This is a genomic window from Flavobacterium sp. ST-158 (assembly GCF_058309975.1).
The window spans coordinates 162,115-177,032 of record NZ_JBZEEN010000002.1 but is presented as its reverse complement, the minus strand read 5'-3'; the positions used below and the strand labels follow the sequence as shown (position 1 = coordinate 177,032).

The window sequence follows — 14,918 nt, the reverse complement described above, 5'->3', positions numbered from 1 at the left end:
ATTCAAATTGGTTCAAAAGCCTGTAAATCGTATGATTTACAGGCTTTTTTGTTTTTGATGCTATTCAAATTATCTATTAAATCTCAAACCATTGGTGTTAAAATCGGTTACCCTAAAAAACGTAAAAACAGGGTAACCGAATTTCTCGCAAAGCCAGTGATAGCAAGCAGTTCAAAAGATGAACATCTTGACAAATGAGTATTAAATAATTAATTTGAATAACATTTAAGTCACCACAAAATGAAACACAAAATGTCAATACTTTTCTACGTGAAAAGTTCTAAAGTATCAAAAAACGGCCTACTTCCCATTTATCAGAGAATAACAATCAACGGCACTCGTATTGAATTAAGCACCTCTAAATTTGTAGAAAAATCAAAATGGAATACAGCGGCAGGCAAAATCAAAGGAAATTCAGAAGAAGCTAGACTATTAAACAGTTACCTTGATATTCTTAAAAACAAAGCCTATGAAATCGAAAAATGGATGGTAAATAACAACCAGGAAATTAATGCCCAAACTTTCAAGAATAAGCTTTTAGGTATTGAAGAAAAACAAAGAAAATTAATTATCATTTTTGAAGATCACAATAAACGCATGAAAGAGCTAATCGGTAAAGAATTTTCGATTAACACCTATAAAAAATATGAAACATCCCTAAGTCACACGAAAGAATTTCTAAAGTATCAATATTCCGTTAATGATATTTCAATAAAACAAGTTGATATCGCTTTTATCAATGATTTTGATTTTTACTTAAGAAACACTAAAAACTGCAATAACAACTCAACAATAAAATATGTTAGAAACTTTGGCAAAATAGTAAAGCAGTGCTATATTAATGGATGGATTGAAAAAGATCCGTTTCTTAATTACAAAGGAAAAGTAAAAGAAACGGAAAGAACCTATCTCACTGAAAATGAAATTACTTCATTACTGAATAAAACCTTTAAAATAAAGCGCTTAGAATTAGTTCGAGATATGTTTATTTTTTCCTGTTTTACAGGTCTTGCTTATATTGATGTTTTCAATTTAACAAAATTCAATATTGTGCTTGGTATTGATGGTGAAAAATGGATTTCAACTCACAGACAAAAAACAGAATCAGCTTCTAAAATCCCAATCCTTCCGGTAACGCAAATGATTATTGACAAATACGAAAATCATCCACAATGTAATAATGAAAACAAGTTACTCCCTATTCTATCCAATCAAAAGATGAATGCTTATTTAAAAGAGTTAGCTGATATTTGTGAAATAGACAAAGAACTAACATTCCACATTGCTAGGCATACTTTTGCAACCACTGTAACGCTTACCAATGGTGTTCCAATTGAAAGTGTAAGTAAAATGCTAGGACATAAAAATTTGAGAACAACTCAGCACTACGCTAAAGTTTTGGACAGAAAAGTAAGTGAGGATATGAAAGCGTTAAAAGAAAAAATTAAACTTAAAATTAAAAAATCTAGTTAGTAGTGCCTTTTATTGATGAGCTTTATGGCTCTATATTATTTCGTAATTTTGTCTTTAAAATATAAATTCGAGTTGGATTAAATGAAAGATATACCAATAAAACATATTAACAATCAAGAATCTAATTTAACGGAAGATTTTAAAATTAGACGTATCGAAGATATAATTTTTGAAAATGACTTAAATGAAGATCTTCACAGACATGATTTTTTCTTGTTCCTTTTTCTATCTAAAGGAAAAGGTTTTCACGAAATAGATTTTAATAATCACGTTATTAATGATTACTCTCTTTTTTTAATAAGACCGGGGCAAGTTCATAAACTACATATTAAAAAAGGAAGTATTGGATATATAATGCAATTCAAGAAAGATTTTCTATACTCTCACAATAATATTTCCCAAAATCATTTAACTAAGTTAATACAACACAACATCTATAATCTTGAGAAGGAAGGAATAAAAAAAATTGAAACAATTCTGAATGAAGTATATAAAGAATATACCCTAAAAGCAAAAGGCTATCAAGAAGTGCTTAAAGCAAATTTGAGTATTTTCCTTATTGAATTACTCCGACAACGAAAGAATAAACCAACTACAACAGCATCCGGGACTCCATACGCTCAAGAAAAACTTGAGCAGTTTTTAGAATTAGTAGAATCAAATAGCAACACACTTAAGCAAGTATCTCAATACGTCGATTTATTGAATCTATCCTCTTATCAGCTTAATTCAATTACTAAAAAATTATTAGATAAAACTCCTTCAGATATAATAAATGATTATATCATTTTGGAAGCAAAAAGACAATTATTAGCTACTTCAAAACAAGTTAGTCAGATTGCATATCATCTGGGATATGATGATGTATCTTATTTTATACGCTTCTTTAAAAAACATACAGCCTTATCACCTGAATCATTTAGACAAAACTCTAAATAAATCCTATTCATACTAATTTTTGTCCTATCGATTAGATTTTCATGCGAAGTAATTTTGTCCTAATAAATCACTTCAAAAAATTATTCGATATGAAAACAAAAATGAAACTAATGGCATCCTTAAAAATTTGGCTTGCCATTTACCCATCCATCACATTTTTTTTATTCCTGTTTGGTAAAACATTGAACAACATTGAATTATACCAAAGAACCTTTATTTTAACCATAGTCTTAGTACCCTGGATTGTTTTCATCGGTGTTCCTTTTATAGACTTTCTTATGCGTCAATTTAATTCAGGAAAAAAGAATAGTTAGCTAAATCTGATTTTCTGATAGTGGTATTAATTGAGAATGATACCCTATTTACTATGATTTCATATTCCCCCAGCAATTAGTTTCGGCACAGCAATTTAAAACTACCAAACACTAATTTCTTTTTCCTCAAATTATTTTCATTCATATTATGTGCGGATTCAGATTATGTCTCACGCCAATAATTGTAAAAAAACTACATAAATCAAGTAAGATATCCCCCATGACTAAAACTGATAACTTACCAAGACGAAAATTTATAAAACAAACAGCACTGGGTATGTTAACATTAAATTATCCATTACTATTAAAAACATTAGATATGATAACAGATACTAAACAATTTGACGTAATAATTATTGGTGGAAGCTATTCAGGCTTAGCTGCTGGAATGGCTCTGGGAAGAGCATTAAAAAAAGTTTTAATTATAGACAGTGGAAAGCCTTGCAATGCACAAACTCCTCACTCTCATAATTTCCTCACCCAGGATGGTAATACCCCTAAAGGTATTGCTTCATTAGGAAAAGAACAATTATCATTATATGCAAACGTAAGTTTTTATAATGGTCTCGCAATAACCGGAAGTAAAATTGAAAATGGATTTGAAATAACAGTCGAAGAAGGAGAAAAATTTCAAGCTACAAAATTAATCTTTGCTACAGGTATTAGAGATATAATGCCTAAGATTGACGGTTTTGCAGAGTGCTGGGGCATCTCAGTGATACATTGCCCATACTGTCATGGATATGAAGTCAGAAATAAAAAAACCGGAATACTCGGCAATGGAGACTTCGCTTTTGAACTTTCCAAAATGATTATAAACTGGACTTCAGATCTTACTATTTATACCAATGGAAAATCAACATTAAGTATTGAACAAGTAAAAAAATTGAAGTCACATAACATTCAGATTGTCGAAAAAGAGATTGACAAATTGGATCATAGCAATGGATACATTCAAAACATAATATTCAAAGATGGATCGAAATCTCCTTTAACTGCTTTGTATGCTCCTCGCCCATTTGAGCAACATTCCAATATTCCGGAAAAATTAGGATGTTCACTAAATGAAGAAGGCTATATAATAGTGAATGCCTTTCAGGAAACATCAGTTGAAGGAATTTATGCATCTGGTGATAATGCAACCCGGATGAGAACCGTAGCCAATGCGGTTGCTATGGGTACTACAGCGGGAATGTCGGCAAGTAAAAAATTAATTATAGAGCAATTTTAAAACGAATTTAAAATATGTCCTATCTAACCTAAAGATTGTCCTGCAATACAGAAAACATCCCGAAATACCTTTACCTAAGAATTATAAACATTTAAAAATCAGAATTATGAAAATTATTATTGTAGGTGCCTCTGGCACAATGGGAAAGCATTTAGTAAAAGCTTTAGAAAAAGAACATGAAATTATTAAGGTAGCCTCAAAAGGCGGAGACATTAATGCTGATATTACTTCAACAGAATCCATCGAAAATATGTTTAAACAAGTAGGTTCATTTGATGCATTAATTTCAACAGCAGGACCAACATTTGTAGGACCTTGGAGTAAATTAAATAATGAAACTTTTAGAAACGGTGTTGAAGGAAAGATGATGGGACAAATCAATTTAGTGCTAATTGGTCAAAATTACATTAATCCTAAAGGTTCATTTACCTTAATCACTGGTGCTTTAACAAATGAACCTCAAGTAAACTTCGCCAATGCTTCTGCATCTAATGGTGCTGTTGAAGGTTTTGTTCGTGCTGCGGCAATCGAATTAGAAAATGGAATCCGTATCAATGCTGTGAACCCTACCGTTATTGAGGATTCTCCACAATATTTCCCCTACTTTCCTGGTGAAATTCCAACTACTATGAGACAATTAGAATTTATGTTCCGTAAAAGCATATTTGGAAAAGTTACCGGACACATTATCAAACCCTAAATAATCTACTGGTCATTATTAAAAAAGATAATGACCAGTATAGTTTCAGTCATTAAAATAATCAAAACACATGAAAATAAATAAATATATTATCTATCTTACTATACTTCTTAACACAATAGCTGCGCCCATTTCAAAAGCTCAAAACAAAATAAGTCTTGTCCGTTACAATGATGACTTTTCCTCGTTAAAAAAAGACACGTTAAAAAAAGGATTCGACAAACTAAAATATATAAAACTAGGTGAAAACAAAAATTTGTCAATTGGAGGCGAAATTAGAGAACAATTTCAATATTATGAAAACCAAAATTTTGGGGATGTTCCACATTCTGTAACTAATCCTAATGCAATACAAGTCTGGCAAAGAATAATGCTACATACCAATATTGAACTGGGAAATAAAATAAGACTCTTTTCACAAATAAGTAGTACGTTTCGATTTGGAAATCCAGACCCGTTAGTACCTGAAATCGATGAAAATCAACTATCCATTCATCAGATGTTTATAGATTACAAGTTTAATGAAAAATGGTTAACCAGAATTGGGAGGCAAGAAGTTTTTTACGGTAATCATCGTTTATTTACTTTTAGAGAGGGACCTAATACACGTCTAGCATTTGATGCCGTTATCATTAAGCATTATACAACAAAAAGAAAATATGATTTTTTTGTTATGACACCAGTAATCTCTCAAAAAGGAATATTTGATGATAAATCTTTTAAAGAAGTAGTTATTGGACTATATACTACCGAAAAAATATATAAAAATCATTTAATCTTAGATTCATATTCATTCTTCTTTAGTTCAGATAAAAGAAGCTATAACTACACCTCAGGCAATGAAAAAAGAGAAACTTCAGGGATAAGACTTTATTCTGAGAATAATAACTTTAACTATGAAGTTGAAGCTAATTATCAAAAAGGAAAATTTAACAATCAGAAAATTAAAGCATACAGTTTCAGTGCCGATGTTAACCACAAATTAATTGATAAAAATAAATTCATAGTAGGCTTTAATGTAAATTATATGTCTGGCGACAAAAATGAAAATGATAATAAATTGAATACATACAATTCTATATTTTCAAAACCGCCTTTCGGATTAGTGGCTCCTATCGGTTTATCTAATATCGTAAATTTCAATCCTTATATAAAAATAAACCCAACAGCTAAAAGTAATATTTATGCCGGAACATATTGGTTAAGCAGGCTAAGTTATCAGGACGACATCTATTCTCCTGGTGCAGGAGGCGCATTAGAGACACGACCAAATAATCCATTATTCAATAATGCTACTTCAAAAAGAATAGGTACTCTTTTTGTAATAGAAAGTAATTTTTATTTGAATAAAAATACAACCTTTAGTTTTGATACTTCATACCTAAAATCAGGAAGTTATCCGAAAGAAAGCGGTTCAGGAAAAGACATTCTATACCTTTCATTTAAATCTAATTATAAATTTTAGAATGTGAATAAACAAAATAGAAACAGCTCCCGTAGAATAAAGTCGGAAATGATTACTCTTAGCTTTAATTAAAAGATATTTTCCTTAATTAAAAACACTAAAAATGAACTTAAAATTATCAAACAGTAATGATTTAATATCATTAAAAAACAGTAAAATACCTTTGTCTCGTAAAACCGCTTTTGGAGCTGGTCTTTTTTACATACTCACATTTGTTTCTATTCCAACCCTATTTCTTTACTCACCTATTCACAATCCTGATTATTTACTCAGCAAAGCAAACAACAATAATGTTGTTATAGGAGTGATATTGGAATTAACAGTGGCACTATGTGGTATCGTCTCATCTATAATTCTACATTCTGTATTGAAGAAACAAAATCAAACTCTTTCTATTGGTTTAATAGCTTCGCGCATTGTGGAAGCTGGTACAATATTCGTTGGTGTATCATTTTTATTGGCCGCTGTATCACTGCATCAAAATGGTGCAAATACCTCTTATATTCCAATTACAAAAACACTTGTTATACTGTATGATCGTATTTTTAGCATCGGACAGGGATTTATGCCGGCCATTAATGATATATTACTTGGCGTATTACTTTACAAATCCCGAATAGTCCCTCGCAGTTTGGCGCTTATTGGAATTATTGGTGCATTTCCATTATTCTTAGGATTTCTCGCCATTATCTTTGGAATTATTGAACGAACTTCTCCTTTTGCAGCTTTATCTGCCTTAATGGTAGCCGTTTTTGAGTTTTCATTAGGCATTTATTTTTTAATTAAAAGTATATAGAAAATCATAAAAACTAAACAGCCATAACAGTAAAATCTTTTTATATCATAAAAATTTCTTTTTGTTATTCATTAACTCTAAAGAATATATAAGTCAATTTATCATAGAACTTAAACCACACATACAAAAAACCAACTAACTAAGACAGAATTATTTTATTGTACTTATTCCTGTATTCTACAGGTGTTAATCCCGTGATTTTTTTAAACATAGTCCTAAAAGCCTTACTGTCAGTATAGCCTATTTCAAGCATAACATCATTTATATTTTTATTACTATTCTCAAAACTGCGTTTAGCGGCTTCAATTTTAACTCTATGAATATATTCTAGAACTGAATTGTTAGTCGCTTTTTTAAATCTCCTTTCAAACGTTCTTCTCCCTAAAAGTGACCTGTCTGCCAAAACCTCAACGTTAATTCGATCTTCAATATTATTTTCGATATACTCTTGGGCTAGTTTTATAATTTCATCATTATGATTTTTTTGTCCTCTAAATATAGAAAATGCCGATTGACTCTCTCTATCAATATCTATAGCAAAAAATTTAGAAGCTAAAATTGATATCGAACGATTAGTATACTTTTCAGCTAAATGCAATAATAAGTTCCAGTAAAAACTAGCTCCACCACTTGAATAAATTCCTTGATCTTCAGTTATAATTGCATTATCTACTAATTCAACTTTGGGGTATGTACAACGGAATTTATCCGCTAAAAACCAATGTGAAGAACATTTTTTATTATTTAACAATCCTGTTGAAGCAAGAAAAAAAGAGCCTAAACATAATGAAACCAATTCAGCTCCATTCTCGTATTGTTTAATAATCCATGGAATAAATGCCTTATTAAGTGATAAAGCTTCATTCATGTCGCCACTCAGTGGAGTAACAAAAATAATGTCATACGGTTTATCTTCTTCTAATAATGAATCAACCGTCACACTATATTTTCCATTATTCAGTTTAACAACCTGATTCAAACCTACTAATTCAGTAGTAAAAACCGGATCCATATTTCTATTAATTAAAATCTGATTGATTACTTCAAAAAAATGTTCAACATCAGTAATTACATTTATTAAAGTAGTTTCAGGAATTAATATCGCAATTCTTTTCATACAATTAACTTTAAAACATTAAGTAACAAACTGGATTTTCAAATGTAAAATTAATAAAAAACATTGTCGCAAAACACCTCTATATTATCACAAATACACATTTTCAATCAAATCTTATATTCTAAATTTGATATACAGAACAAACAAGTACAAATTATCCCAAATTGATATTTAGACAAGAGTAGTACTTATCTTCTATTTTGTTATCGATTTCAATTTTAAAATAACAACCTTTTTAATACTTGAAAAATGAAATATGTCTTAATAATCCACGAAGTTGAAGATTATATCGCTTGGAAAAAAATATTTGATAACGCTAGTCAAATTAGAAAAGAAGCAGGTGAAATCTCCTATCAAGTTCTTAAATACGAGAACGAACCCAACAAGATTGTACATTTCTCGGTTTGGACTTCAATAGAAAATGCTAAGCAATTCTTTGAGTCTCCAAAACTTGTTGAAATTAGAAAAGCAGCAGGAGTTAAATCCCCAGAGTTCATCTATTTAGAGCAACTCGATTACGGAATCCTATAATAAATAACGTCAACTTAAAAATATAAAAATGGATATTAATTATTTAGAAAGTGCCAAAAAGCAATTTGAGTACTATAAAATGTTAGGCGATAAAACCTTTGCGCAAGTTCCAGACGAGAAATTGTTTTGGAAATTTAATGACGAAAGCAACAACATTGCCATTATCGTAAAGCATATGAGCGGAAATATGTTATCCCGTTGGACAGATTTCTTGACCTCTGACGGTGAGAAAGAATGGAGACAACGTGATGCTGAATTTGAGAATGATGTTAAAAATAAAGAAGAACTTATTCAAAAATGGAATCAGGGATGGAATTGCCTATTCGAAGCGTTAAATACTTTGAAAGAAGAAGATTTATACAAAACTATATACATCCGAAACCAAGGACATTCGGTTACTGAAGCTATCAACAGACAACTGGCACACTACCCCTATCACGTGGGACAAATAGTATTAATTGGTAAAATGATTTGTAACGAAAAATGGACTTCACTTTCTATTCCAAAAGGCAATTCAAAGAATTATAATGCTGAAAAATTTTCTAAAGAAAAACACAACGAACACTTTACTGATGAGTTCTTAAAAAATAACAACAATGAATAAAAACGAAATAATAAACAATCTTACTATGACACATTTGAGTTTTTGGAATACGGCAATTAATTTACCAAATGGCAATATCTCAATAAATAATAAATGGTCGGTAGCACAAAATGTGCAACACATAAATATGGTTCTATTGAGAGTCAATAATTATTTGTCTGTTCCAAAATTAACCATCGAAACCAATTTTGGCTTATCAAACAGAGCATCCGTTAAAAACGAAGAATTAATCAAATTATACCTGGATATTTTAGCTAAAGGTGTAAAAGCTACTGATCCGTTTATCCCACAATCAAACTTAAAAACGGATTGTAAAGAATTAATCGCTCAGAGCAAAGAGCTCCTCAAGTCTATGATTTCAAATTTAGATAATTGGTCAGAAGAAGAATTAGAAAAGTACAATTGTCCACATCCTGCATTGGGTATAATTACAGCCAGAGAAGTTTTGTTCTTTACCATTTATCATGCACAACATCACGAACAGATAATAAAAAGAAACAATAATTTAAAAAACTCATAAATATAGTAGAACCGGAATATGAAAAACAAATCTAATAATCCAAACATCCCTATTCCTGAAAAACTGGTCTTGGAGTTTTTTGCCAGAGTTTGGAATAATCCGCATGATTTAGATGCCATCGACGAATTAATGACCGAAGATTATACTATTACAACAGCAGGGAAAGTAGTAAAAGGACGAAAAGAATTTAAAAACTGGGTAGCTGAATTTCAAAAACAACTGCTTGATGCAACAAACGAAAGTGTAGATCTTTTCTACAATGAAGAGAAAAACAAAGTTGTTTCGAGATGGAATACCTCAGGCAGAAATAATGGTCTTTTCGGCCTTAAACCCGACAACCGACATATATCATTTACCGGAATTGCTATCTGGACGATAAAAGACAATAGACTTTCAGAATGTTGGGTTGAAAGAAGCGCTTATGAATTGTATCAAAATTTAATTTCTGGAGAAAAAGAAAATGATTTTGTTTAGTCATTCCCAAATCTATAATTTTTAATGTAATTAATTATGAAAAACCAATTCGACAAAGCAGTACTATTTAAAAAATTGCACGATGACAAATCTACTTTTATAATTCCAAATCCTTGGGATATTGCTTCTACAAAAATTTTAGCTCATTTTGGTTTTAAAGCAATAGCAACATCAAGTGCAGCATATTCATTTTCACAAGGAGAAGCTGACAACCAATTACCAATGGATAAGGTTCTGGTTCATTTACAAGAAATTGCATCTGCTACAAATTTACCTGTTAGTGCTGATTTAGGTAATGGCTTTGATGATGCCCCGGGGAAAATATTTGAAACGATTAAGAAAGCTTCAAAAACCGGAATTGTAGGTGCATCTATAGAAGATGTCAATTCTAAATCTACTTATCCTTTAGAACTTGCAACTGAAAGAATTAGTGCTGCAGTTGAAGCTGCTCGAAGTTTAGATTTCCCTTTTATCCTTACTGCACGTGCAGACAATTATTTCATTGGCAAGCCAGACATTAAAGATACTATAAAACGACTACAGGCTTACCAAGATGCAGGTGCCGATGTACTCTTCGCTCCTGGGATAAAAACGTTAGAAGACATTCAATCCATACTCCATGAAATAGACAGACCGTTAAATGTATTAATGGGAATAAAAGGAAGTAATTTGAATTTTGATGATTTATCAAATATTGGAGTAAAGAGAATTAGTCTGGGAGCATCATTGTACAGAAATGCCATGACAACTTTCATCGAAACAATAAAGAGTATTAATAAAAATGGAAAATTTGATTATGCAGACGAATCAGTTAGCGCTAATGACCTTATTAAGCTTTTCGTATCAAATAATTAAGAACTTACAATGAAAAACGAATACAATGAAAAATTCATGCACAGAGCAATTGAACTTTCTCAGATGGCCTATACAAGCGGTAAAGGACTTCCAATAGGTTGTGTAATTGTAAAAGATAACAAAATAATTAGCGAAGGTCATAATGAAATTTTTTCAAGAACCAATCCTACCGCTCATGGTGAAATGGTAGCAATAGAAAATGCTTGTAAAAACTTAGGAAACTTAGCATTAACAGATTGTGCCATCTACACAACATTAGAACCTTGTCCAATGTGTCTTGGAGCTATTTACTGGGCTAAACTGGATGTGATCTATTTTGCTAACTCGAATGAAACCGCTTCTAAAATAGGCTTTAGTGACAGCTTTATTTTTGATGAAATAAAACTTCAACCTGAAAAAAGAAAAATACCAATGTTCAAAAAAGAAGATACAAAAGCAATTAAAATTTTGACAGACTGGAAATCCAATGAACTTTCATCTTCTCAACCATGGTAAGACAAATAGTTTCAAATTAGGATCCAAACCACACTTTTTCATAAATAATCAAATCATGAATTTCAATCTTAACAAATCAATCGAAATACTAGAAAGGACTCCTGTTTCATTATATTCTCTTTTAAACAATGTGTCTGAAGATTGGACATTAAACAATGAAGGTGGTCAAAGTTGGTCAGCATATGATATTGTTGGACACCTCATACATTGTGACACCGATAACTGGATACCTAGAATTGAAATTATACTCACAAAATCTATAGTCGTTCAATTTGATCCACTTAATAGATTGGCTCAAATTGAAAAAAGTAAAAACAAAACACTTACAGATCTATTAAATGAATTTATTCGAGTCCGTTCTGCAAGTATTGAAAAGCTAAGAGCTTTAAACATTTCTGATGAACAATTATTAAAAGAAGCAATCCATCCGGAGCTTGGAAGAGTAAATTTATCCCAATTAATTGCTACTTGGGTGGTACACGACCTGGATCATCTTGCGCAAATATCACGTGTAATGGCAAAACAATATAAAAACGAAGTGGGGCCATGGATTCATTACTTAAAAATTTTAAACGTATAAAATAGAACTAACCTAATACAACCATTAAGATAAAAACACTAAAAAATAGCTTTTCTTTAAAGCAATATTAAAAATACAGAAATGTCCAACTAAATACCACGGGTTTGCCATTTTTATAGCGAAATACTAGTAATTAACACTACTGGTATTTCTCGTATTGTAAAACCACAGTTGTCCAAAATGTAAAATAATCATACTTACAATTGATTGTTATATCAGGACTTCAAAATCCAGTTCAAACACACAACTTCTAAACTGGAAAGAATACCTTTTTTAAACTATTCAATTGTACAGTCAATAAATAGCATAAAAAGTTACATTCAATAGTTTTACAAAACATGAACAACAAATACCTACTTGAAAAATTTGACACTCTAATAAGTGAAATACAAAATTCAGAAAATATTACCTCTGAATATATGCTAACACTTTTATATACTGAAATACCACAAAGTCACACAATTTATGAAGTAGAATTTTCAAATTCAAACACAAAACAACCAATTCGTATTTCGAAAGGAATAAACAACTTAGATCCTCTTGCTCCCATTCTAAAAAAATCCCGAACAAATCTTCCTGAAGAAATAGTAAAATGGATTCCTAATATTGAAAAACAATTACAAATTAATAAAAACACTTATAACTGTTTTTTGGATAAAAAAAGTGCAAAATTATATTGCCTGGTTAATTGCAAATTAGAAAGCCATTCCGACCAAGATCTATTTTTATACTATTGTAACTCACTATTAAAAAAAGAATTAGAGACAATCAAAAAAAAAATTAAAGAAGTCGTTGCTTCCTTATCATCAAAGGAAGAAATCCAAAACTTTATACAAAAAAAACATTCTGACATACAACGTTTATTAGACAAATTACTTACCGAAATCAATCCCAATACATTTGATGAATTATATGAACTTTGCAATAATTGCTGTGAAATAAAAGGACTTAAACTTACTTACCAATATCTCGAAAAATTAATCAATTACTTAGAAATAGACCACTATCCATATCTTGACAAAAAAGAGAACGCAACGTACCAAATCATTTTAGATACCAGAAAGAAAATAGAGCCGCAATACAAGCAAATATGCTCCTATTACAATCAGTCACAACCTGATTCAAAAATAGTAAAGCTCATAAATGATAATCTGTCTAAAATTATAGAACCGCAACTATCCCATACGGTTACCTATAACGAGTTAAATTATACTATTGAATTCACAACTAAACTTTTACAATTAATCAACAACAAAGAAGATTCAAACCTTTTAATCATACATTTACTCCTCTTAAATTTCAACTCTCTTGATTTCTTCGATTATTATACAGATATAATTATCAAAGATTTAGAAAAGCAACCATCAGAAATCGAACAAATAAAATTACTCTACAAATACCTCAAATCTACCAATCAAAAACAGCTGCACATCCAAAGCAAATTAATTTACAACCTACCCTCAACCAAAGAACAAATTGTAGCTTGGATTGAAGAAGAAATTCATTATTTAAATCAAAAGAGACTACTGGAACCTTACCAGCCGGTCAAACGAGATACTCAGGAAGTAAACGATAAAATACAAACTGGCTTATCAGTACCTCAACTCAGTTACTTCTTTGGATTACTTATCCAGACAGGAATCATACAACCCAAAACTCAAAGATCAGTATTTAGATTTATTGCCAATAATTTTAGAACTAAAATCACTGAAACAATTTCCGTGGATAGTATCAACTCAAAATACTATAATGTAGAAACAGCAACCAAAATGGCTGTGAGAGAAAAAATAATTGAATTATTGAATTTTACGAAGTTGTAATACCTCTTTTAGCAATCGCCATCCAAAACCTTCCATCCCAAGCAAGCGCTCATTATCAAAAACTAATAAAGCGGCCACACTTGGGATTTTTTGTGTGCTCATAAATTCCTGTAGTTCCGGCGAAACAACCTCTTCCTGCTTTGTTTTCATAATTTTAAAAATTTAAAATCATGTCCCGGTTGGAGTTGCTATAAACAAACTGCGTGGGACATCGATCACCAGCCACAGAGGTACCGCCAAGCACCCACAGCTCCGATAAACCGAGCCCACGCATTGCGTAGGCGACAGTTTATTTGTAGAGCTTTTATAGAATTTTTTGGCGGTTTTCTGTGGCTCGAAATAACTTTCGCTAATATGTCGTAAGAGGATAAATCCTCTGTATTTATTTACAAAGCAAATCTAATCATAAAACAATATAAATACAATTTATTGGGCTAGTATTAAAAACTTTTTTCATTCAAATAGCTTGTTTTGCTACTATTTGGCAGGGGTTGTACAACCCCCACAACTGGCGCAATAAAGAGTAGTATCTTTTATTTGTAGTCAATTTAAAATAAAATAGTATGCCAATCGAAATTATCACAAAAGAAGATCTAAACGAATTCAGAACACTTTTACTGTCTGAACTTAAAGAAATCCTGCAATCCAAACCCGAACAAACAAAACAATGGCTAAAATCCAATGAAGTCCGCAAACTATTAAACATCTCTCCCGGCACACTCCAAAACCTCCGCATCAACGGAACCATTAGCTACACTAAAATTGGAGGAATATTATACTACTCCAGTACCGATTTAAACAAATTACTAGAAGCCAATAAAGTCGATGCCTCAGTTACCTTATTCAATCCAAAATGGCTAGTGCGATAAACTATGTAGTTACTTTTTCCTAAAAATGTGTCCTTAGCTTCCGCTGTCCAACGTCAAATATTTAAACGAATCGAAAATGTCCTTAGCTTCCGCAGTCGAGTGTCAAATGTTTGAAGAAGTCGTAAAAACAAAAAC

18 protein-coding genes are annotated in these 14,918 nt (G+C 31.1%); 16 read left to right on the top strand and 2 right to left on the bottom strand.

Annotated elements, in window-relative coordinates:
* The first annotated feature begins 252 nt into the window (after positions 1–252).
* The 7 genes from AC4FRF_RS05235 to AC4FRF_RS05205 all read left to right on the top strand — a co-directional run bounded on the left by AC4FRF_RS05235 (position 253) and on the right by AC4FRF_RS05205 (position 6,918).
* Entirely contained in the window at positions 253–1,473 is a 1,221-nt protein-coding gene (locus tag AC4FRF_RS05235; protein ID WP_491158433.1) for a site-specific integrase, read from the top strand.
* Between the two features lie 81 nt (positions 1,474–1,554).
* Positions 1,555–2,412 (top strand): helix-turn-helix domain-containing protein, encoded by an 858-nt coding sequence (locus tag AC4FRF_RS05230; protein ID WP_491158432.1) that lies wholly within the window; start codon positions 1,555–1,557, stop codon positions 2,410–2,412.
* A gap of 89 nt (positions 2,413–2,501) precedes the next feature.
* The gene (locus AC4FRF_RS05225) at positions 2,502–2,726 is read left to right on the top strand and encodes a hypothetical protein (RefSeq protein ID WP_491158431.1); all 225 of its coding nucleotides are present in this window, start codon (positions 2,502–2,504) and stop codon (positions 2,724–2,726) included.
* A gap of 319 nt (positions 2,727–3,045) precedes the next feature.
* The gene (locus AC4FRF_RS05220; RefSeq protein WP_491158430.1) at positions 3,046–3,957 is read left to right on the top strand and encodes an NAD(P)/FAD-dependent oxidoreductase; all 912 of its coding nucleotides are present in this window, start codon (positions 3,046–3,048) and stop codon (positions 3,955–3,957) included.
* A 106-nt stretch (positions 3,958–4,063) separates the two neighbouring features.
* Complete coding sequence (locus AC4FRF_RS05215) at positions 4,064–4,657, top strand: short chain dehydrogenase (protein ID WP_491158428.1); 594 nt, start codon at positions 4,064–4,066, stop codon at positions 4,655–4,657.
* A gap of 70 nt (positions 4,658–4,727) precedes the next feature.
* The gene (locus AC4FRF_RS05210; RefSeq protein WP_491158427.1) at positions 4,728–6,122 is read left to right on the top strand and encodes an alginate export family protein; all 1,395 of its coding nucleotides are present in this window, start codon (positions 4,728–4,730) and stop codon (positions 6,120–6,122) included.
* A 103-nt stretch (positions 6,123–6,225) separates the two neighbouring features.
* The gene (locus AC4FRF_RS05205) at positions 6,226–6,918 is read left to right on the top strand and encodes a DUF4386 domain-containing protein (protein WP_491158426.1); all 693 of its coding nucleotides are present in this window, start codon (positions 6,226–6,228) and stop codon (positions 6,916–6,918) included.
* A 139-nt stretch (positions 6,919–7,057) separates the two neighbouring features.
* On the opposite strand, the gene AC4FRF_RS05200 is transcribed toward AC4FRF_RS05205, so the two are convergent.
* Positions 7,058–8,035, bottom strand: a complete 978-nt coding sequence (locus AC4FRF_RS05200; protein ID WP_491158425.1) for a GlxA family transcriptional regulator — start codon at positions 8,033–8,035, stop codon at positions 7,058–7,060.
* Positions 8,036–8,284: 249 nt separating this feature from the next.
* On the opposite strand from AC4FRF_RS05200, the gene AC4FRF_RS05195 reads away from it, so the two are divergent.
* The 8 genes from AC4FRF_RS05195 to AC4FRF_RS05160 all read left to right on the top strand — a co-directional run bounded on the left by AC4FRF_RS05195 (position 8,285) and on the right by AC4FRF_RS05160 (position 13,914).
* On the top strand, positions 8,285–8,566 hold the full coding sequence (locus AC4FRF_RS05195) for a putative quinol monooxygenase (protein WP_491158424.1): 282 nt from the start codon (positions 8,285–8,287) through the stop codon (positions 8,564–8,566).
* A 28-nt stretch (positions 8,567–8,594) separates the two neighbouring features.
* Positions 8,595–9,170: a DUF1572 domain-containing protein gene (locus tag AC4FRF_RS05190; protein ID WP_491158423.1), complete on the top strand. Its 576-nt coding sequence runs from the start codon at positions 8,595–8,597 to the stop codon at positions 9,168–9,170.
* A complete protein-coding gene (locus AC4FRF_RS05185) occupies positions 9,163–9,690 on the top strand; it encodes a DinB family protein (protein WP_491158422.1) in 528 nt (175 codons plus the stop codon). Before AC4FRF_RS05190 ends, AC4FRF_RS05185 begins: the two co-directional genes overlap by 8 nt.
* An 18-nt stretch (positions 9,691–9,708) precedes the next feature.
* Entirely contained in the window at positions 9,709–10,164 is a 456-nt protein-coding gene (locus tag AC4FRF_RS05180; RefSeq protein ID WP_491158421.1) for an ester cyclase, read from the top strand.
* Positions 10,165–10,200: 36 nt separating this feature from the next.
* Positions 10,201–11,019, top strand: coding sequence for an isocitrate lyase/PEP mutase family protein (locus AC4FRF_RS05175; protein ID WP_491158420.1), 819 nt, complete (start codon positions 10,201–10,203; stop codon positions 11,017–11,019).
* A 9-nt stretch (positions 11,020–11,028) separates the two neighbouring features.
* On the top strand, positions 11,029–11,514 hold the full coding sequence (locus tag AC4FRF_RS05170) for a nucleoside deaminase (RefSeq protein WP_491158419.1): 486 nt from the start codon (positions 11,029–11,031) through the stop codon (positions 11,512–11,514).
* Between the two features lie 55 nt (positions 11,515–11,569).
* A complete protein-coding gene (locus AC4FRF_RS05165; protein WP_491158418.1) occupies positions 11,570–12,094 on the top strand; it encodes a DinB family protein in 525 nt (174 codons plus the stop codon).
* A 338-nt stretch (positions 12,095–12,432) separates the two neighbouring features.
* Positions 12,433–13,914 (top strand): hypothetical protein, encoded by a 1,482-nt coding sequence (locus AC4FRF_RS05160; RefSeq protein WP_491158417.1) that lies wholly within the window; start codon positions 12,433–12,435, stop codon positions 13,912–13,914.
* Here AC4FRF_RS05160 and AC4FRF_RS05155 read toward each other — a convergent pair.
* Entirely contained in the window at positions 13,891–14,064 is a 174-nt protein-coding gene (locus AC4FRF_RS05155) for a hypothetical protein (protein ID WP_491158416.1), read from the bottom strand. The genes AC4FRF_RS05160 and AC4FRF_RS05155 overlap by 24 nt on opposite strands.
* A 413-nt stretch (positions 14,065–14,477) precedes the next feature.
* Between AC4FRF_RS05155 and AC4FRF_RS05150 the strand changes: the two genes are divergently transcribed.
* Positions 14,478–14,783 (top strand): helix-turn-helix domain-containing protein, encoded by a 306-nt coding sequence (locus AC4FRF_RS05150; protein ID WP_491158415.1) that lies wholly within the window; start codon positions 14,478–14,480, stop codon positions 14,781–14,783.
* Positions 14,784–14,918: the final 135 nt, after the last annotated feature.